The sequence below is a fragment of the Streptomyces sp. NPDC089799 genome (genome assembly GCF_040684755.1).
In the GTDB taxonomy this organism is placed as follows: Bacteria; Actinomycetota; Actinomycetes; order Streptomycetales; family Streptomycetaceae; genus Streptomyces.
Genome location: NZ_JBFBGR010000018.1, coordinates 64,780 through 83,610, shown reverse-complemented (window position 1 = coordinate 83,610; position 18,831 = coordinate 64,780). Strand labels below are relative to the sequence as shown.

Genomic DNA, 18,831 nt, shown 5'->3' with positions numbered 1-18,831 from the left:
CGCCGCGGAGCGGCGGGCGGCTCAGAGGGCCGCGCTGCCCGCCGGCTCGGCCTGGGCGGCCGCCCATTCCGCGAGCAGGAACTCGTACGCCTCCGCGGGCCACTCCTCGCCCTCCGCCCGGCTGTCCACGAGCTGCCGTATCGCCTCGTTCGCCTCGGCGGCGGACGGACGCGCGGGACCCGCGGGCGGGGGTGTCTCGTACATGCTTCCAAGGCTACGGGGGGCCACCGACAGGTACCTCCGGTTTGGGGGTGGGATGGGTCACGAAGGGCCCACGGAGGGTCACCCCGGGCGGGCCGCGGACGGTGTCCGCGGCCCGCCCACCTGCTCAGAGCGCCTGGGCGGCGGGCTTGACCAGGTCGCGCACTGTGCGGGACTTCACAAACTGGCCCATGGCCGTCATCTCCCACTCGCCGGAGAACTGCTTGATGAACTTGGCCATCATCACCCCGGTCTGGGGTTCGGCGCCGGTGAGGTCGAAGCGGACGAGCTCCTCGTCGGTCGCCGCGTCGATCAGACGGCAGTAGGCGTTGGCCACGTCGGTGAACTTCTGCCCGGTGAAGGAGCTGACGGTGAAGACCAGACCGGTGACCTCGGCGGGCAGCCGGCCGAGGTCCACCACGATGACCTCGTCGTCCCCGGCGCCCTCACCCGTGAGGTTGTCACCCGAATGCTTGACCGAGCCGCCGAGGATGGACAGCCGGCCGAAGTAGCAGCTGTCCAGATGGTTGCGCTGGGGGCCGTAGGCGATGACCGAGGCGTCGAGGTCGATGTTCCGCCCGCGGTGGGCGGGCTCCCAGCCGAGACCCATCTTGACCTGGGAGAGCAGCGGCTTGCCGCCCTTGACCAGGGAGACCGTCTGGTTCTTCTGCAGGCTGACCCGGCCCTTGTCGAGGTTGATCTTCCCCGAGCCGGGCGCGGGCACGGGTGCGGCCGGGGCCGCCGGGGGCATCGGCGGAGCCGGCGGCTGCACCGGGGCCGGCGGCTGCACGTGGGCCGGGGCCGGGGGCGCGGCAGGGGCCTGGGGCTGTGCGGGGGCCTGGGGCGCCGCCGGCTCCTCGTCGACCGTGACGCCGAAGTCCGTGGCGATCCCGGCCAGCCCGTTGGCGTACCCCTGGCCGACCGCGCGGACCTTCCACTGGCCGTTGCGCACGTAGACCTCGACGACCACCAGGGCGGTCTCGGTGGCCAGCTGCGGCGGGGTGAAGCTCGCGATGACCCCGCCGTCGTCCGCGTTGCGCACGGTGGCGGTGGGCTCGATGCCCTGGAAGGTCTGGCCGGCGGCGTCCGGGCTGGCCGTGACCACGATCCGCTCGATGCCGGGCGGCAGGGCTGAGGTGTCCACGGTGATCGAGTCGGGCGCCGCCCCGCCGCCGGAGCGGTGGCTGACACCGGGCCCGGACGGCTGGTTGTAGAAGATGAAGTCGGCGTCGGAGCGCACCTTGCCGTTCGCGGCGAGCAGCAGCCCCGATACGTCGAGCCGTACCGGAGCGGCCACGTCCACCGTCACGCGGACGGCGTTGAGCGGCAGGTTCGAACCAGGGGTCATGGCGGTCATGCCGGGTCAAACGAGCGGGGCGCCTTTGCCGTTCCCTTACCCCTGGGCCGTCCGGGTGGGGCGGGGTCAGCGGCGACCGGCGTTGCGCGGGTGGTTCCGGGCGGTGCGCTCGTTGCCGAACTTGTACGCGCCGGTCCAGCGGGCCATGACCAGCTGATCGTCCCCGGAGCCGACCTCGGCCAGGAACCGGGCGGCCCGGTCCCCGCGCAGGGTTGCTGCGGCGCGGCCGCGATGGGTGATGACGACCGTTCCGTCGCCGCGCTGCTCGTACGTGAATCCGCTGGGTCTGGGCATGCGGCGAAGCCTGCCCGGCGCACGGCCGGGCAGGCAACGGGATTAGTGGGCGCCGGTGGTGCGGCGGGGCAGGCCGAGCGGGTTGGCGTCCCGCAGTTCCGGGGGGAGCAGCGGGTCCGGCACCGACTGGTAGGCCACCGGGCGCAGCCAGCGCTCGATCGCGGTGCCCCCGACGGAGGTGGAGTGGGAGGTCGCGGCCGGGTACGGGCCGCCGTGGTGCTGGGCGGGCGCCACCGCCACTCCGGTCGGCCAGCCGTCGACCACCACCCGGCCGGCCAGGGCGGTGACCCGGCCGATCAGCTCCGCGGCCGGGCCCGGGCCGCCGTCCGCCTCGGCGGAGGACAGCTGCAGGGTGGCGCTCAGGTTCCCGCCGAGCCGGTCGAGCACGGCCTCCGCCTCCTCCTGGCCGGCGTAGCGGGCGAGCACCGTCACCGGGCCGAAGCACTCGTCGAGCAGCAGCTCGTAGGCCGGATCGGCGAGCAGGCCGGCCGGTACGGAGAGGTAGCCGGCGCCGACGGTGTGCCCGTCGCCCGGTCCGGCCGGGACGGGGGCGGTGACCTCGGGCAGCGCGGCCCGCCGGGCCACCCCGGCGAGGAACTCCTCGCGCATCCGGCGGTCCAGGAGCACTCCGGGGGAGGTCTCGCCGAGCGCCTTGCCCAGGGTGTCGGCGAGCCGGTCGCCGTCCGCTCCCGCGGGCACCAGGACCAGGCCCGGCTTGACGCAGAACTGGCCGGTGCCGAGGGTCACCGAGGCCGCCAGGCCGGCGCCGATCTCCTCGGCGCGCTCGGCGGCGGCGGCCGGGGTGACGACGACGGGGTTGAGGGAGCCGAGTTCGCCGTGGAAGGGAATGGGGACGGGCCGGGCGGCGGCCGCGTCGAACAGCGCCCGTCCGCCGCGGATGGAACCGGTGAAGCCGGCGGCGGCCACCAGCGGGTGCCGGATGAGCTCCAGGCCGGCGTCGAAGCCGTGGACCACCGCGACCGCGTCGGCGGGCAGCCCGGCGGCCACGGCGGCGCGGCGCAGCAGCGCACCGCAGAGCTCGGAGGTGGCGGGGTGGTCCGGGTGGGCCTTGACCACGACCGGGCAGCCGGCGGCCAGGGCGCTGGCGGTGTCGCCGCCGGGGACCGAGAAGGCCAGCGGGAAGTTGGAGGCGGCGTAGACGGCGACCACGCCGAGCGGCACCTTGTAGCGGCGCAGCGCGGGGCGCGGCGGGGTCAGGCCCGGGTCGGGGTGGTCGATCCGGATGTCCAGGTACGAGCCCTCCTCGACGGCGTCGGCGAAGGCGCGGAGCTGGTAGGTGGTGCGGGCCAGCTCGCCGGTGAGGCGGGCGGCGCCCAGGGCGGTCTCGGAGTCGGCCGTCTCCACGATCCGGCCGGCCGCCCCGTCGAGCAGCTCGGCCGCGGTGCGCAGGAAGGCGATCCGGGCGGTACGGTCCGCGAGGGCGGCCCGGGCGGCGTGGGCCTCCCGTACGACGGCGTCGACCTCCCGGTGTGTGGCTTCCGCCGCAACCTGCGCACGCTGCTTCCCGGTGCGGGGGTCCACACTCCAGACTGGTTTCGCTGCCATGCCCACTGCCTCCTGGGGCGTTCAGTATTCTGAACGCCGTTCCGGTGGATGAATGATCGCTGCCGCTGCGGACTCTATTTCCGCGTCCTGAAGGTGACAAGTGGCGACAGAGGGCGCCAGAGGACGTCCAAGGGGTGCCCGAGGGCGTCCGGAGGCGTCAGAGGGGAAGAGCAGCCGATGAGCACAACCGAGCCGGCGAGCACACCGGTGAAGTCGGCCGTCCGTACGGTCCTGTTGCTGGAGCACTTCGCCTCCCGGCCGGGACTGCACAGCCTGGCCGACATCCAGCACGACCTGGGACTGCCCAAGTCCAGCCTGTACATGCTGCTGCGCACGCTGGTGGACCTGGGCTGGGTGGAGACCGACGCGACCGGGACCCGCTACGGGATCGGCGTACGGGCCCTGCTCGTCGGGAGTTCGTACATCGACGGGGACGAGGTCGTGGCGGCCGCCCGGCCCACCCTGGACCGGCTGTCGGACGAGACCACGGAGACCATCCACCTGGCCCGGATGGACGGCACCAGCGTGGTCTACCTGGCGACCCGGCCCTCCCGGCACTACCTGAGGCCGTTCACCCGGGTGGGGCGCCGGCTGCCGGTGCACTCCACGGCGCTCGGCAAGGCACTGCTGGCCACGCACACCGACGACGAGGTGCGGCGGCTGCTGCCGGAGCGGCTGGAGGCGGTCACCGAGCACACCCACACCGACCGGGAACGGCTGATCGAGGAGCTGGCCCTGGTGCGGGAGCAGGGCTACGCGGTGGACCGCGAGGAGAACACCCTGGGGCTGCGCTGCTTCGGGGTGGCGGTGCCGTACCGCTCGCCCGCCCGGGACGCGGTCAGCTGCTCGGTGCCGGTGGCCCGGCTGACCGCCGGGCACGAGCAGGCGATCAGGCGGGCGCTGTTCGAGGCGCGGGACCGGCTGGCGCTGGTGGCCCGGCGCATGTGAGCCGGACAGCCCGGGGCCGATGCGCCGAGGAGGAGGGGGATCTCCCCCGTGCGGGGGAGCGGGTTCCCCTTCACGGGGGAGGTGCGGCGGCTCTGCGGCGGGGATCGTGGAGGCATGACCACGGCATTCGTGAACCAGACGTACGGGGCGGCCGGCCCCGGAACCCCCGCTCCGCTCGGTGCTGTTCGCCGGACCCTGCGCTTCCTCGCCGTCGCGGCGACCCTGCCCTACCTGACCCTCAAGGCCGCCTGGCTGTCGGGGAGCCGGATCGGCATTCCGGACGGCAGCGTGCTGCGGGAGCCGGGCGTGTTCTTCACCGTCGCCAACGCGGCGACCCTGCTGATGGACGCGGTGCTGGTGGTGATCGTCCTGGCGCTCACCCGGCCCTGGGGGCGGCGCATACCGTCCTGGCTGCTGACGGTGCCGGTGTTCACGGCGACCGGGCTGCTCACCCCGATCTTCCTCGGGTTCCCGGGGGTGACGCTGATGCGGATGCTCGGGGGCGGCGAGGACGCGGCGCAGGCGGCAACGGCCGAGCCCTTCCTCGACCCGTGGGTGTACCACGTCGTCTACACAGGCTTCTCCCTCCAGGCGATCGCCCTGGCCGGGCTGTTCGTCCCGTACGCCAGGGAGCGGTGGGGCCGGCTGTGGCAGGGGCCGCTGGGGGCACCGATGAGCGGGCGGATACGCGCGGTGGCGGCGGCCGGGGCGGTCGGCGCCCTGGCCCTCACCGCCGTGCAGATCTACTGGACCGCGGGCGGTACGGCGGGCCTGAGCGCCGATCAGATCGCCCACTGGTCCTCGGACTCGGTGGTGATGGCCGTGGTGAACGCGCTGTGCGCGCTGGCCGGAGCGGCCGGCGGGCTGTTGCTGGTCCGCGGCGGGCGCCGGGCGGCACGCGGACCGCTGGCCCTCGCCTGGGTGGGCGGTTCGGCGGCGGCGTGCTGGGGCGCCTGGCTGAGCATCGCCGCCATGGCTCCGTCGGACGACCCCGCCAAGGACCCCGCGGCACTGCTGCATCTCGCCTACGCTGGCCAAACGATCACCGGCCTGCTCGTGGCGGCCGTGGCGGCCCGGTTCCTCACCGCCCGCCGCACCGGCTGAGAACGGCTGAGACCGGCGGGCGCGGCAGGCGCGGCCGGAGCGGCCGTGGCGCCCGACGGGGGACGGGCCGACAGGGGACGGGCCGACAGGGGACGGGCCGACAGGGGACGGGCTGACGGGGCCGGGGACCGGGACCCCGGGAGTGGGTGGTGGTGACCAGGACGGGGCGACGGGGATGGGGATGGCACGACTGCTGGACGGCCGGGCACGGCTGCGCTGGGTGCACCAGATATTGGGCGGTGCCCTGCTCATGCCGTACTTCCTGCTCGCCTCGGTGGCGGTCGGGGTGGTGGCGGACGGCCGCAACGCCCTCGCCTCCTTCCCGCTGTTCCTGGCCTCCTACGCCGTGGCCCTGCCGCTCGCCACCGTCACCGGCCTGTTCCCGCTGGTCAGGCCGCTGTCGGTGACCGCCGTGCGGTCCCTGTGCGGGGTGCCGGGGGAGCGCCTGGCGGAGGGGCCGGCCCGCGGCCGGGCGGCCCGGGGGCGGGCCTGCGCCTGGTGGACCCTGCACCTGGGGCTCGGCGCGCTGGTCAGCGGGATGACGCTGGCGGCCACGCCCATGGCGGTGGTGCTGCTGACGGTGCCGTTCGTGACCCGGCTGCGGAAGGCGGAGCTCGGGCTCGGGTGGTTCAGCGGCCAGGTGTCGCCCTACCTTGCTCCGCTCCTCGGACTGCTGCTGATGGCCGCGGTGGTGCTGTGTGCGGCCGGCGCGGGTGCGCTGCTGGCCCGGGTGGCGCCGGTGCTGCTCGGTCCGACCCCGGCGGACCGGCTGGCCGCGGCCGAGGAGCGGGCCGCGGACCTGGCCGTCCGCAACCGGCTCGCCCGCGAGCTGCACGACTCGGTCGGGCACGCGCTGAGCGCGGTCACCCTGCAGGCCGTGGCCGCCCGCCGGGTGCTGGACACCGACCCGGAGTTCGTCCGCGAGGCGCTGGCCGCGATCGAGGACACCACCCGGCGCACCGTGGGCGAGCTGGACGCCGTACTGGGCCTGCTGCGGGACGGGGACGCGGCCGGCACGGGCACGGCGCCCGCGCCGACCCTGCACACCGACCTGGCCGGGCTGCTGGACCGGACCCGGGCCGCCGGGACGCAGGTGGCCGAGCGCCTGCGGCCGGGGCCTTCCGGAAGCTGGGAGCAGCTCCCGGCGATCGTCTCGCGGGAGGCGTACCGGATCGTCCAGGAAGGACTGAGCAACGCCATGAAGCACGGGGAGGGACCGGTGGAGCTGGGCATGGCCGTACGGCCGGCACCGGGGGACGAGGACCGACGTGAACTGGAGATCACCATGACCAACCGGCCGGACCGGTCGACCGGACGCGCGGAGCGGACGGGGCGGGCGGAGCGCACGGGCGGCGGGCGGGGGCTGCACGGCACCGCCGAACGGGCCGCGCTGCTGGGCGGCACCGTCGAGGCGGGGGAGCACGGGGGCCGCTGGCGGCTGCGGGCGGTCCTCCCGCTCACCGGCGCCGACCGGGAGCGGGCGACGGGGTCCACCGCGGACGGCGGAGGCCGGGCCACCGCCGACACCGGAGGGCACGCCCCCGCGGAGACCACCGGAGGACGCCGATGAGCCGCCCGCCGCTGCGCGTCGTCCTCGCCGACGACGAACGCATGGTCCGCACCGCGCTGCGGGTCATCCTGGAGGCCGAGCCGGACCTCACGGTGGTCGGCGAGGCAGCCGACGGAGCCGAGGCCGTCTCCGTGGTCCGCTCCCTCACCCCCGACGTGGTGCTGATGGACGTCCGCATGCCCGGCATCGACGGCATACGCGCCACCGAGCAGATCCTCGCCGGCATGGACGCGCCGCCCAGGATCGTCGTCGTCACCACCTTCGAGAACGACGCCTATGTCTACGACGCGCTGCGCGCCGGAGCGGCCGGCTTCCTGCTCAAGCGGGCCGACCCCGAGGACCTGCTGGCCGCGGTCCGGCTGGTCGCCCGGGGGGACTCCCTGCTGTTCCCGGCCGCCGTCCGGGAGCTGGCCGCACGGCACTCCGGCGCGGGCGCTCCCGCGGCCGCCCCCTGGGTGGCCCGGCTCACCGACCGGGAGGCGGACGTACTGAAGCTGATGGCCGGCGGGCTGTCCAACCACGAGATCAGCGAACGGCTCGGGGTCGGCCCGCAGACGGTCAAGACCCATGTGACGGCGGTGCTGGCCAAGACCGGCTCCCGGGACCGCACCCAGGCGGTCATCGCGGCGTACGAGGGAGGGTTCCTGGCCGGACGGGCCGGCGGATGAGCCGGCCGGTCACCGGATGAGAGATCCCTGAGAATCCGGCCACAATCGGGTCAGAGCGGAACGCCCGGAGCGGCGGACACGTCCTCCAGGGGGATGAACAAGACAATCAGGCGCGCGTCGGTCTTCTGTCTGCTGCTGGTCCTGGCCCTGCTGGTGCGGGTCACCTGGGTGCAGGCGTACAGGGGCCAGGCCCTCGCAGACGACGACCACAACCAACGGAACACGATCGCCCGGTACGCCAGCCCGCTCGGGAACATCATCGTGGCCGGAGAGTCCGTCACCGGTTCGAAGAAGGTGGACCAGGGCGACTTCGGCTACAAGCGGACGTACACCGACGGCGAGCTCTACGCACCGGTGACGGGCTACAGCTCGCAGGCGTTCGGCAAGACCCAGCTGGAGGGCGTCTACAAGGACGTCCTCGACGGGTCCGACAACCGCCTGAAGAGCCCCCTCGACGTGTTCACCAACAAGCACGCGGACCCGGGCAACGTCCTGACCACCATCGACCCCGACGTCCAGAAGGCCGGCTACGAGGCACTGAAGGGCAAGGAGGGTGCCGCGGTCGCCATCGACCCGGCCACCGGCGAGATCCTCGGCATGGTCTCCAACCCCTCCTTCGACCCGAACCGGATCACGGCCGCCACCGACAAGGCGGCCTGGAAGGAGCTCTCCGCCGACAACGGCAGGGCGATGGAGAACCTCGCCGCCCGCAAACCGATGGCGCCCGGCTCCACCTTCAAGCTGGTCACCCTCGCCGCGGCGCTGGAGAACGGGCTGTTCGACTCCATCGACACGCCCACCGGCATCAAGGACCCCTACATCATCCCGGGCACGGTCACCCCGCTGAAGAGCGAGGCAAGGCCCCCCGCCTGTGACAACGTCTCGCTGCGCACCGCCCTCCGGCTGTCCTGCAACAACGTGTTCGCCGAGCTCGCCCACCGCCTCGGCCAGCAGAAGATGCTGGAGATGAGCGAGAAGCTCGGCTTCAACGACAAGAAGCAGGACATCCCGTTCCGTGCGACGCCCAGCAAGTACCCCTCCGGGAAGCTGTCCCAGGACCAGGTGGCGCAGACGGGTATCGGCCAGTTCGACGTGCAGGCCACCCCGCTGCAGATGGCGATGGTCGTGGCCGCGATCGAGAACGACGGCAGGCTGGTCGCCCCGCACGTGGTCTCCGAGGTCACCGACGGCAGCGGCAGCGTGCTGGAAAGCTTCAAGAACCCCGGGAGCAAGCAGGTGATGAGCGAGCGGACCGCCTCGATGCTCCGCGACGCCATGCGCACCGTGGTCAGCGAGGGCGGCGGAAAGCCCGCCAAGGTGGCCGGGGCCGAGGTCGGCGGCAAGACCGGCACCGCCCAGCGCGGTATCAACAACAGCATCCCGCCGCTCGCCTGGTTCGCCTCCTACGCCACGATGAACGGCAAGCAGGTCGCCGTCGCCGTGATGATCGTCAACTCCGACACCGACCGCTCCGAGATCGGCGGCGGCAGGCTGGCCGCCCCCGTCGCCCAGAAGATGATGGCGGCCGCCCTGAAGAATTGAGCCACCGGAGGTGCGCGGCGGGAACTTCTGCGGTTTCCGCCACGTCCTCCCCTCCATGATCCGACAAGCGCTCCCCGGCGATCTCGATGCCATCGCCGCCCTGCACGCCCGGGCCCGGGCCACCTACTACGCGGGCCGGATACCCGAAGAGGCGTACGCCGGCGCCGCGGAACTCGCCCGGACCCGGGAGGGCTGGTCCACCGCACTGCAACGCGCGCAGAGCGAGGGCGATGGCGAGGGCGGTGCCGGTGGCGGGGTGCTCTGCTCGGTGGAGGACGGCGAGCTGACCGGAGTCGCCGCCTACCGCCCCGTCGACGGCCGGATGACCCTCACCCAGCTGCACGTCGAGCCCGCCCACTGGCGGCGCGGCGTCGGCACCGCCCTGCACACCGGCTGCCGCGACGCCTGGCTCCGGGCCGGCGTGCCCCGGGTCCGCCTCGACGTCTACGAACACAACCTGAGGGCCCAGGCCTTCTACGCCGCCCACGGCTGGCGCCCCGACCCGGCCGTCCCCTCGGCCGGCTCCCACATCGCCCTCTGGCTCACTCTCGACCCCGGGCCGGCGGCGTCCGGGGAATGAGACGCTCCGGTGGGGCGTTGCAGGTCCTGACCCCCCGCATCGGAGAGAAGAAGGATCATGCGCGTCGAGATCTGGAGCGACATCGCCTGCCCGTGGTGCTACATCGGCAAGGCCCGGTTCGAGAAGGGGCTGGCCGCGTTCGAGCACCGGGACCGGGTCGAGGTGGTCTTCCGGTCCTTCGAGCTCGACCCGCACGGCGACCCGGCCCACATCGCGCCCGTCGTCGAGATGCTCGCCCGCAAGTACGGCCGCACCCTCGACGAGGCCCGCGCCATGGAGGAGCACGTGGCGGCCACCGCGCACGCCGAGGGCCTGGCCTACCTGCTCGACGGCCGGGACCACGGCAACACCTTCGACGTCCACCGGCTGCTCCATCTCGCCGCCGCCCGCGGACGCCAGGACGCGCTGCTCGACCTGGCGTTCCGTACCCACTTCGCGGACGAGCGCTCCCTCTTCGACCCGGAGGTCCTGACCGGCATCGCCGTCGGGGCCGGACTGGACGAGACGGAGGTGCGGGCGGTGCTGGCCGACCGCACCGCCTACGCCGACGAGGTGCGCGCCGACGAGCGGGAGGCCGCCGAACTGGGCGCGAACGCCGTGCCGTTCTTCGTCCTCGACCGCCGGTACGGCATCTCCGGCGGACAGCCCGCCGAGGTCTTCACCCGCGCACTGGAACAGGCGTGGGCCGGACGCGAGGTCACGGAACCGGAAGCCCCGGCGGAGGCGTGCGAGCCCGACGGCGCCTGCGCGGTCCGCTGACCCGAACCCCGCAGGTATAAGCAATTCTTGGGAAAGTCACGCAATATTCGGCAATGGACTTTGGGTTCGGGGCGGCGCACAGTGGAGGCATGGATCTTCCGCTGAAGCAGCCGGTCCCCGACCCGGCCCAGGAGTTCACCCCCACGACGACCTACCTCAACACCGCCACCTGCGGGCTGGTCCCGCGCGGTGCGGTGGCTGCGGTCCACGCGCTGGCCGATGCGGCGGCGGCCGGAGTGCCCGCCGGATTCGGCGACTTCGGCCTGGTGGATGCGGCGCGCGAACGCTTCGCCCGCCTGGTCCGCGTCGGCGCGGACCGGGTGGCGGTCGGCTCCGCCGTGGCCACCCACGTCGGACTGGTCGCCGCGGCCCTGCCCTCCGGGGCGGAAGTGCTCTTCGCCGAGGGGGAGTTCGCCTCGGTGATCAACCCGTTCGTCGTCCGGGGGGACCTCCGGACCCGGTTCGTCCCGCTGGAGGAGCTCGCCGGGGCCGTCCGCGCGGACACCGCGCTGGTCGCGGTCAGCGCCGTACAGTCCGCGGACGGGCGCACCGCCGACCTCGCCGCCGTCCGGGCGGCCGCGGCGGACCACGGAGCGCGGACGCTCGTGGACGCGAGCCAGGCGGCCGGCTGGCTGCCGTTCGACGCCTCGCCGTACGACTACGTGGTCGCGGCCGGGTACAAGTGGATGCTCGGCATGCGCGGGGCCTCGTTCCTCACGGTCTCGGAGGAGGCCCAGGAGACGCTGGTCCCGCTGCACGCGGGCTGGGTGGCGGCGAAGTCCATGTGGGACGCCATCTACGGGCCGATGGCGGAACCGGCCCCGGACGCGAGGCGGTTCGACGAGTCCCCGGCCTTCCTGTCGTACCACGCGGTGGAGGCGTCGCTGGCCCTGCTGGAGAGCGTCGGGATCGAGGCCGTGCACGCGCACGACACCGCCCTGGCCGCCCGGTACCGGGCGGGCCTGGCGGAGCTGGGGATCGAGCCCGTGCCGGGCGACTCGGCGATCGTCTCGGTGCCGGGGCTGGCCGCGCGCCAGCCGGAACTGGCACGCGCGGGCATCCTCACCGCCGGCCGCGCGGGGTCCCTGCGGGTCTCCTTCCACCTCTACAACACGGAAGCGGAGGTGGACCGCCTGCTGAACGTCCTGGCGGGCTGACCCCACCCCGCGGGCGCGCCACGCGGACCCCGGCGGTCCGCATCCCGTCGGCGGCCCGCGCCCCGTCGGCGGTCCACGCTCTGGTGGCGGACCGGGCACTCCCGGCCGGCCCGACCCTGTGGCGGCCAACGGCCTCGCAGGGCGACGGACCGGCCCTCGGCCCTGCCGGGCCGCTGTCCCGGCGGTCGGTCCGGCCGGGCGGCCACGCCGGCTCCGGTCCTGCCGGGCCGCTGTCCCGGCGGTCGGTCCGGCCGGGCGGCCACGCCGGCTCCCGGCCCCGCCGGGTCACCGTCCCGGCGGTCGGCCCGACGGGCGACCGCCCCAGGCGTCAGCCCCGCAGGGTCGTCGACCAGGCGGCTTCCGCCGCGGCCAGGGCCGGGGCCGCCGGTGCCGACAGGGCGCCCGCGAGGGCGGTCAGGGCCGAGGTGACCGCCGGCAGGGCCGCCGCCGCACCGTAATGGTTGACCCGAAGCATCGAGCCCGCCAGCGCGCCCCCGCCCGCCGCCAGCGCCGCCGACGGGTCCGCCGCCAGGGCCTTCGCCGCGACCAGCGAAGCCTCCGGCACCCGCAGCGTGGTGGCCACCGGCGCGGCCTCCGCCGCCACCGCCACGTACGGCGCCAGCCCGAGCGCCGCCGCACCCGCCCGGGTCGCGGCGGCCGCCGCCGCGTGCCGGGCCGCGACCGCGTCCGGGCCCTCCTCCGCGATCCGGTCCAGGCACGCCTCCAGCGCCAGCATCTCCAGCTGCGCCGGGGCGTGCAGCAGCGCCTTCCGGCCGCCGTCGATCCAACGCTCCTTCCAATCCAGCAGCGAGAGGTAGGACCGGCGCGGAGCCGCGGGGTTGGCGGCGAACCGCTCCCAGGCGCGGTCCGAGACCGACACCGCGGACACCCCCGCCGGCCCGCCCATCGCCTTCTGCGCGCCGATCACGCACAGGTCCACGCCCCACTCGTCCGGCAGCAGCGGTTCCGCGCCCACCGAAGCCACCGCGTCCAGCATGAACAGCGCCCCGTGCGCCCGTACCACCTCGCCGACGGCGGCCACCGGATTGGTGTTGCCGGTCGCCGCCTCCGCGTGCACCAGCGACACGAAGTCGGTCTCCGGGTGGGCCGCCAGCGCGTCGGCGACCTGACCGGCGGTGACGGCCGTGTCGAACGGCACCTCCAGGTCCACCACGGTCGCCCCGCAGTCCCGCAGCCAGTTGCCGAAGGTGGTGCCGTAGGGGCCGGTCACCACGTTCAGCGCGGTGGAGCCCGGCCGGGCCCCCGACCGGATGCACCCCTCCAGCGGCAGCAGCGCCTCGCCCTGGGTGATCACCACGTCCTGGCGGGTGCCGAGGAGCCGCGCGACCCCCTTCTCGATCGACGCGAAACGCTCCGCGGTCAGCGGCGGCAGGTCAAGCAGGGGGTGGGTGCTCACGGGTCCGCTCTCTTCGTCCGGGGTTGCCGGGGTTGTCCGGTGCTACCCGGCCGAGGGTACCGACCGCATGCGTACAGTGCGCTCATGGGCGACGGGAACGACCGGGACGACAGGAGCGACGTGGTCGGCGTGAGCGAAGTGCTGCATGTGAAGGGCCGGGTGCTGGTCGGACCCGAGGAGGTCCGCGACGAACTCTGGGTCGTCGGCGGGAGGATCACCTACGAGCGGCCGCGCGCGGCCCGCGCCGACGCGGTGACCACGGTGAACGGCTGGGTGCTGCCCGGCCTGGTCGACGCCCACTGCCACGTCGGCCTCGACGCGCACGGCCCGGTCGACGAGGCGACGAGCGAGAAGCAGGCCCTGACCGACCGGGACGCGGGAACGCTGCTGGTCCGGGATGCCGGATCGCCCTCGGACACCCGCTGGATCGACGACCGCGAGGACCTCCCGAAGATCATCCGGGCGGGGCGGCACATCGCGCGCACCCGCCGCTACATCCGCAACTACGCCCACGAGATCGAGCCCGGGGACCTCGTCGCGTACGTCGCCCGGGAGGCGGTCCGCGGCGACGGCTGGGTGAAGCTGGTGGGCGACTGGATCGACCGGGAGGCCGGCGACCTGACGGCCTGCTGGCCGCGCGCCGCCGTCGAGGCGGCCATCGCCGAGGCGCACCGGCTGGGCGCCCGCGTCACCGCGCACTGCTTCGCCGAGGACTCGCTGCGCGATCTGGTCGAGGCGGGCATCGACTGCATCGAACACGCCACCGGGCTGACCGACGAGACCATCCCGCTGTTCGCCGAGCGCGGGGTGGCGATCGTGCCGACCCTGGTCAACATCGCCACCTTCCCCCGGCTCGCGGACGGCGGCGAGGGCAAGTTCCCGCGCTGGTCGGCGCACATGCGGCGGCTGCACGAGCGGCGCTACGACACCGTGCGGTCGGCGTACGACGCGGGCGTACCGGTGTACGTCGGCACGGACGCCGGCGGCTCGCTCCCGCACGGCCTGGTCGCGGCCGAGGTGGCCGAACTGGTGAAGGCCGGCATCCCGGTCCCGGACGCCCTCTCGGCGACCACCTGGGGGGCCAGGGAATGGCTGGGCCGCCCGGGACTCGCGGAGGGCGCACCGGCGGACCTGGTGGTCTACGGGGCCGATCCGCGCGAGGACGTCGGGGTGCTGGCCGACCCGCTGCGGGTGGTGCTGCGCGGGCGGGTGCGGGGTTGACCCGGGCGTGACGCGGTGGTGCGGGCGGTCGTTGTGACTGCCCGCACCGGGCGCCCGGTTGGGGCGGAAGAGGACCAGCGTTCCGCGTGTGGTCCGAAGAATCGAATATGTGCATGGAAACCACCCCTTGGGGTGAACTGACGCCAGGTGCCCACCTGTTCACTCTCAGTGCGTAAAGATTCCGGGGTCGAGGTCGTCGGCGCGCGCAATGTCCCCCATTGGCGGCGCGACGGCTCCATGTCTCCTTGGGGGTTCCACCCGTGAACAGCAACACCTTCCGCATGCCCGCACTCCTGCTCGCCGCGGCCGCGCCCGTCGCCGTCCTGGCCGCCGCGCCCGCCGCCCACGCCACCGGCGGCGGCGGTTCCGGCGGCGGAAGCGGCAAGGCCAGTGCGGTGGTCCTCCGCACCGGACTCGACGTGGGTCTGCTCAACAAGACCGTGCACGTGCCGCTGAAGGCCACCCTGAACGAGGTCAGCGCCCCGGCCACGGCCCGGCAGACCGCGCTGAGCGTCACCCTCGACGGCGTCGACCAGGGCCGACCGGTCCAGGTGCTCCGTGCGGACGTGGCCACCACCAAGGCGACCGCCGACCGGACGCGTGCCGCTGCCGAGGTCAACCTGGTCGACGCGAAGGTCCACGTCCCCGGACTGCCGCTGCTGTCGCTGATCCAGGTGGAGCAGGTCACCTCCAAGGCCGTGTGCGCGGCGGGCGAGAAGCCGGCCGCGAGCTCGAACCTGCTCGGCTCGGTGACCGTCCTCGGCAAGAAGACCACCCTGTCCACGGGCGGCACCACCAGGGTGGCCGTACCCGGCGTCGGAGAGGTCAGCCTCACCCTGTCCGGCACCGAGACCACCTCGCGCACCGCCGCCGCGACGGCGCTCCGCCTCAAGGTCTCGGTCAACCCGCTGAACCTGAACGTGGCGCAGGTGGACGGCGAGGTGGTCCTCGCCGAAGCGCGCTGCGAGGCCCCCGCCGCCCCCTCCTCACCCGCCCCGAAGCCCACGCCGATGCCGGCCGAACCGTCCGCGGACACCGGCCTCAAGCCCCAGACCTCCGGAACCAAGGCCAACCTGGCCGAGACCGGCGGCAGTTCGGCCACCCCCTACGTCGCGGGCGGCGCCCTGCTCCTGCTCGGCGTGGGCGCGGGCGCACTGGTCCTCAGCCGCGGCCGGAACCGCCGGGGCGCGTGACGCCCTGACGGACGGGGTCAGGGGCGGGTGGCGCGGGTGAGTCCCTGCGCCCCCGCCCCGCGCGACATCACGGCCTCCGTCACCTGCCGGTCCACGGCCCGGTGGTCGGCCCGCCCGCCGGTGCCCTCGCACGAGGTGCACACCACCCGGAACGGCGGCCCCATGTCCGAGTACTGGGTGAAGTACTCGGCCTTCACCACCTCCCACCGGCCCGGGTGCGAGGCGGACGGGTTCAGCGTGAACCGCGGGACGGAGGACGTGTTGCCGCGCTTCTTGTCGGCCGGCACGAAGCTGGCGACCTGGTCGCCCATGCCGAAGACCACCCAGGTCCCGTTGATCTTCTCGTACGGCTGCGGCACGTGGTTGTGCGTACCGAGGATCAGGTCGATGTCCGGCAGCCCGTCGGTACGGGCGGCCGTCAGGGCCTGGGCCAGCTCGCGCTGCTGCGCGTCGGGCGCGGTCTGCCACTCGGTGCCCCAGTGGATGCTGAGCACCACCACGTGCGCACCGGCCGCCCGTGCCGCGCGGGCGTCGGCGAGGATCCGGTCCTTGTCGGTGACGTTCACCGCCCAGGGCTTGCCGGCCGGCAGCGGGATGCCGTTGGTGCCGTACGTGTACGAGAGCTGGGCGATCTTCGCCCCGCCGGCGGTGACCCACCCGGGGGTCCGGGCCTCCTCGGGGCTGCGCGCCGAACCGGCGTGCTTGATGCCGACCCGGTCCAGGTTCTCCAGGGTGCGGGCGAGGCCCTCGTAGCCGGCGTCCAGGGTGTGGTTCGAGGCCGTGGAACAGCCGTCGTACCCCGCGTCCTTGAGGGCGTCGGCGAGCTGGTGCGGTGCCTTGAAGGTCGGATAGCCGGTGTACGGCCCACCGGGCCGCCCGTACGGTATCTCGTGGTGGCAGAGCGCGACGTCGGCCCCCGCGACGATGGGTTTGACCCCCGCGAGTATCTTCCGGAAGTCGTGCCCCTTCCCGCCCGCGTCGTCCGCGGCACGCTGGATGATCGACGGGTACGGAATGATGTCCCCGGTCCCCACCAGCGTGAACGGCCGCGCACCCGCAGGCGCGACGCCCCCGGGCGTGGCCCGCGCACCCCCGAGCCGCTGCGTGGCGGGTGCCCCGCCGTCACCCCCGATGCGCGGCACGACGAACGCCGCCCCCACGACCACGGCCGCCCCGACCACCGCTATCGCGGCCTTCCCTGATGTCTTCATCTCTTGCTCCCCCCGCACAACAGGATGTCCAACTTCGCACAACGGTTCCCCACCCGCACCTCGTGACCGGAGCGCGGCTCTCCCGGAGCGGGGGAGCCGGAGTGTGGCGGGAGGGGGACGGGGGTGGAGGGTGGGGTGTCCGGGACACTCAAGCGTGATGTGTGGCGCGCGCCGCCAGGCAGCCGGACCCGCTCAGCGCGCCGTAAATCATGCCGTCCCGGACACCCCACCCGGAGCCCCCGGCCCCCGCACCCGAAGCCACGCTCACCCGGAGCCCGGTCCGGCCCGGTAGCCGGAGCCCCCGCACCCAGAGCCCGGAGCCCGGAGCACGACCCGGCCCGGCAGCCGGAGCCCCCGCACCCGAAGCGGGCCACCACCCGCCCCGCCGGGCAGCTACCGCGTCGTCAAGGCCAGCGCAGCGTCAAGCGCCTGGAGGAAGCGCCCCGTCGTCCCCCGGTCCCGCACCGCCACCCGCAACCAGTCCGGCCCCAGCCCGGGAAACGTGTCCCCGCGCCGCACCGCGAACCCCATCGCCCGCAGCCGCAGCCGGACCTCCGCCGCCCGCCGCACCCGGATCAGCACGAACGACGCCTCCGCCGCCCCCACCGACAGGACCTCCTCGAACTCCGCGAGCCCGGCGAGCAGATGCGCCCGGTCCACCGCGATCCGCCGCGCCGCGTCCTCCGCCTCCGCCAGCGCCGCAGGCGACACGCACGCCTCCGCCGCGACCAGTGCCGGCGTGGACACCGGCCACAGCGGCTGCACCCGTTCCAGTGCGGCGATCACCTCCGGTTCCGCCAGGACGTAACCGATCCGCAGCCCGGCCAGCCCCCAGGTCTTCGTCAGGCTCCGCAGGACGACCAGGCCGGGCACGTCCGTGCGCCCGGCCAGCGCCTCCCGTTCGCCCGGTACGGCGTCCATGAACGCCTCGTCCACGACCAGCACCCGCCCAGGTCGCGCCAGCGAGGCCAGCACCGCCGCCGGGTGCAGCACCGACGTCGGGTTCGTCGGGTTGCCCACGACGACCAGGTCCGCGTCCTCCGGCACCGCCGCCGGATCCAGCCGGAAGCCGTCCTCCTCGCGCAGCAGCACCCGGTCCACCTCGTGTCCGGCGTCCCGCAGTGCGGCCTCGGGCTCGGTGAACTGGGGGTGCACCACCACCGGTCGTACGGCGGCCAGCGCCCGCGCGATCAGGACGAACGCCTCGGCTGCACCCGAGGTCAGCAGCACCCGCTCAACCGGCAGCCCGTGTCGCGCCGCGACCGCCGCCCGTGCGGCCCGCCCGTCCGGGTAGGCGGCGAGGGAGTCCAGGGAGCCGGCGATCCGCTCCTTGAGCCAGGCCGGCGGGGTGTCCGAGCGGACGTTGACGGCCAGGTCGACCAGCCCGGCCCCGGCGTCCACCACCTCCGCGTCCCCGTGGTGCCGCAGATCGTGCGCCTCCACGGAGGCGGCGGCGCCGGCAGCAGCCGAGGGAGAGACAGAAGCAGAGGGGGAGGCTGAAGGAGAGGCAGGGGGAGAGGCAAGGGGAAAGGCAGAAGCACCAGCCGCATCGGCCGAAGCCCCCGCCCCCCGAGCGCCCCCCGGCACCCGTGCCACCGCGCACGTCGCCGAAGGCGACTTCCGCTTGGGGACCAGGAGTTCGCCGCCCCCGGCGAGGGCCGCGGCCTCCGCCACCGAAGGCGTGTCCACCGCGGCCGCGGCCGCCGCGGACGGCGGGCCGGGCACCGCCACCCGTGCCAGGTCCTCCGCCGCATACGTCAGCAGCGGTACGCCGAAACGTTCCGCCGCGCCCGCGATCCCGGGTTCCCCGGCCTTCGCCGCGACGGTCGCCAGCGCCGACACCGCACCGGCCGCCAGCCCGGCCCGGCCCAGCGTCTCCTCGACCAGGTCGCAGACCTCCTCCACGCCGACCCCGGCCCGGCCGCCGACCCCGACGATGACCTGCTCACTCTCGCCCATCCGGGGCCCTTTCTCCCTTTTCTCCGTTTTCTCCGTCATCGAACGCATACCGGCCGCATCCCGGTTCGCCGCCACCCCGCGCGC

Annotated in this window: 17 protein-coding genes; 10 read left to right on the top strand and 7 right to left on the bottom strand. The window is 74.4% G+C overall.

The genetic code is table 11. The features are described from left to right. Positions 1-21: 21 nt before the first annotated feature. From AB0O36_RS20925 to AB0O36_RS20910, 4 genes are all read right to left on the bottom strand, one after another. Positions 22-204, bottom strand: a complete 183-nt coding sequence (locus tag AB0O36_RS20925; RefSeq protein WP_365112448.1) for a hypothetical protein — start codon at positions 202-204, stop codon at positions 22-24. A gap of 124 nt (positions 205-328) precedes the next feature. Continuing rightward, the gene (locus AB0O36_RS20920) at positions 329-1,558 is read right to left on the bottom strand and encodes a TerD family protein (protein ID WP_365112446.1); all 1,230 of its coding nucleotides are present in this window, start codon (positions 1,556-1,558) and stop codon (positions 329-331) included. A gap of 66 nt (positions 1,559-1,624) precedes the next feature. After that, entirely contained in the window at positions 1,625-1,852 is a 228-nt protein-coding gene (locus AB0O36_RS20915; protein WP_365112443.1) for a hypothetical protein, read from the bottom strand. Between the two features lie 42 nt (positions 1,853-1,894). Next, on the bottom strand, positions 1,895-3,418 hold the full coding sequence (locus AB0O36_RS20910) for an aldehyde dehydrogenase (NADP(+)) (protein WP_365112441.1): 1,524 nt from the start codon (positions 3,416-3,418) through the stop codon (positions 1,895-1,897). 177 nt (positions 3,419-3,595) lie between these two features. Between AB0O36_RS20910 and AB0O36_RS20905 the strand changes: the two genes are divergently transcribed. From AB0O36_RS20905 to AB0O36_RS20870, 8 genes are all read left to right on the top strand, one after another. Further along, positions 3,596-4,366, top strand: a complete 771-nt coding sequence (locus AB0O36_RS20905; RefSeq protein ID WP_365112438.1) for an IclR family transcriptional regulator — start codon at positions 3,596-3,598, stop codon at positions 4,364-4,366. A gap of 114 nt (positions 4,367-4,480) precedes the next feature. Continuing rightward, entirely contained in the window at positions 4,481-5,470 is a 990-nt protein-coding gene (locus AB0O36_RS20900) for a hypothetical protein (RefSeq protein ID WP_365112436.1), read from the top strand. A 175-nt stretch (positions 5,471-5,645) separates the two neighbouring features. Further along, a complete protein-coding gene (locus tag AB0O36_RS20895) occupies positions 5,646-7,040 on the top strand; it encodes a histidine kinase (protein WP_365112433.1) in 1,395 nt (464 codons plus the stop codon). Then, positions 7,037-7,708 (top strand): response regulator transcription factor, encoded by a 672-nt coding sequence (locus AB0O36_RS20890; protein ID WP_365112431.1) that lies wholly within the window; start codon positions 7,037-7,039, stop codon positions 7,706-7,708. The genes AB0O36_RS20895 and AB0O36_RS20890 overlap by 4 nt, the downstream gene beginning before the upstream one ends. A gap of 93 nt (positions 7,709-7,801) precedes the next feature. Then, positions 7,802-9,250, top strand: coding sequence for a penicillin-binding protein 2 (locus tag AB0O36_RS20885; RefSeq protein ID WP_365112429.1), 1,449 nt, complete (start codon positions 7,802-7,804; stop codon positions 9,248-9,250). A gap of 55 nt (positions 9,251-9,305) precedes the next feature. Then, positions 9,306-9,830 (top strand): GNAT family N-acetyltransferase, encoded by a 525-nt coding sequence (locus AB0O36_RS20880; RefSeq protein WP_365112426.1) that lies wholly within the window; start codon positions 9,306-9,308, stop codon positions 9,828-9,830. 57 nt (positions 9,831-9,887) lie between these two features. Then, positions 9,888-10,589, top strand: coding sequence for a DsbA family oxidoreductase (locus AB0O36_RS20875; protein WP_365112424.1), 702 nt, complete (start codon positions 9,888-9,890; stop codon positions 10,587-10,589). A gap of 89 nt (positions 10,590-10,678) precedes the next feature. Continuing rightward, complete coding sequence (locus AB0O36_RS20870) at positions 10,679-11,746, top strand: aminotransferase class V-fold PLP-dependent enzyme (protein ID WP_365112421.1); 1,068 nt, start codon at positions 10,679-10,681, stop codon at positions 11,744-11,746. Positions 11,747-12,074: 328 nt separating this feature from the next. Here AB0O36_RS20870 and AB0O36_RS20865 read toward each other — a convergent pair whose 3' ends face one another. After that, positions 12,075-13,163, bottom strand: coding sequence for an aminotransferase class V-fold PLP-dependent enzyme (locus tag AB0O36_RS20865; RefSeq protein WP_365112419.1), 1,089 nt, complete (start codon positions 13,161-13,163; stop codon positions 12,075-12,077). An 84-nt stretch (positions 13,164-13,247) separates the two neighbouring features. Here AB0O36_RS20865 and AB0O36_RS20860 point away from each other — a divergent pair, with 84 nt between their 5' ends. Together AB0O36_RS20860 and AB0O36_RS20855 are read left to right on the top strand one after the other, a co-directional pair. Beyond that, positions 13,248-14,384, top strand: coding sequence for an amidohydrolase family protein (locus AB0O36_RS20860; protein WP_365112416.1), 1,137 nt, complete (start codon positions 13,248-13,250; stop codon positions 14,382-14,384). A gap of 260 nt (positions 14,385-14,644) precedes the next feature. Further along, the gene (locus AB0O36_RS20855) at positions 14,645-15,577 is read left to right on the top strand and encodes an SCO1860 family LAETG-anchored protein (protein WP_365112413.1); all 933 of its coding nucleotides are present in this window, start codon (positions 14,645-14,647) and stop codon (positions 15,575-15,577) included. A 17-nt stretch (positions 15,578-15,594) separates the two neighbouring features. Here AB0O36_RS20855 and AB0O36_RS20850 read toward each other — a convergent pair whose 3' ends face one another. Both AB0O36_RS20850 and cobC read right to left on the bottom strand, forming a co-directional pair. Then, a complete protein-coding gene (locus AB0O36_RS20850; RefSeq protein ID WP_365112410.1) occupies positions 15,595-16,788 on the bottom strand; it encodes a CapA family protein in 1,194 nt (397 codons plus the stop codon). Between the two features lie 393 nt (positions 16,789-17,181). Continuing rightward, positions 17,182-18,747 (bottom strand): Rv2231c family pyridoxal phosphate-dependent protein CobC, encoded by a 1,566-nt coding sequence (gene cobC, locus AB0O36_RS20845; RefSeq protein ID WP_365112407.1) that lies wholly within the window; start codon positions 18,745-18,747, stop codon positions 17,182-17,184. Positions 18,748-18,831 lie beyond the last annotated feature (84 nt).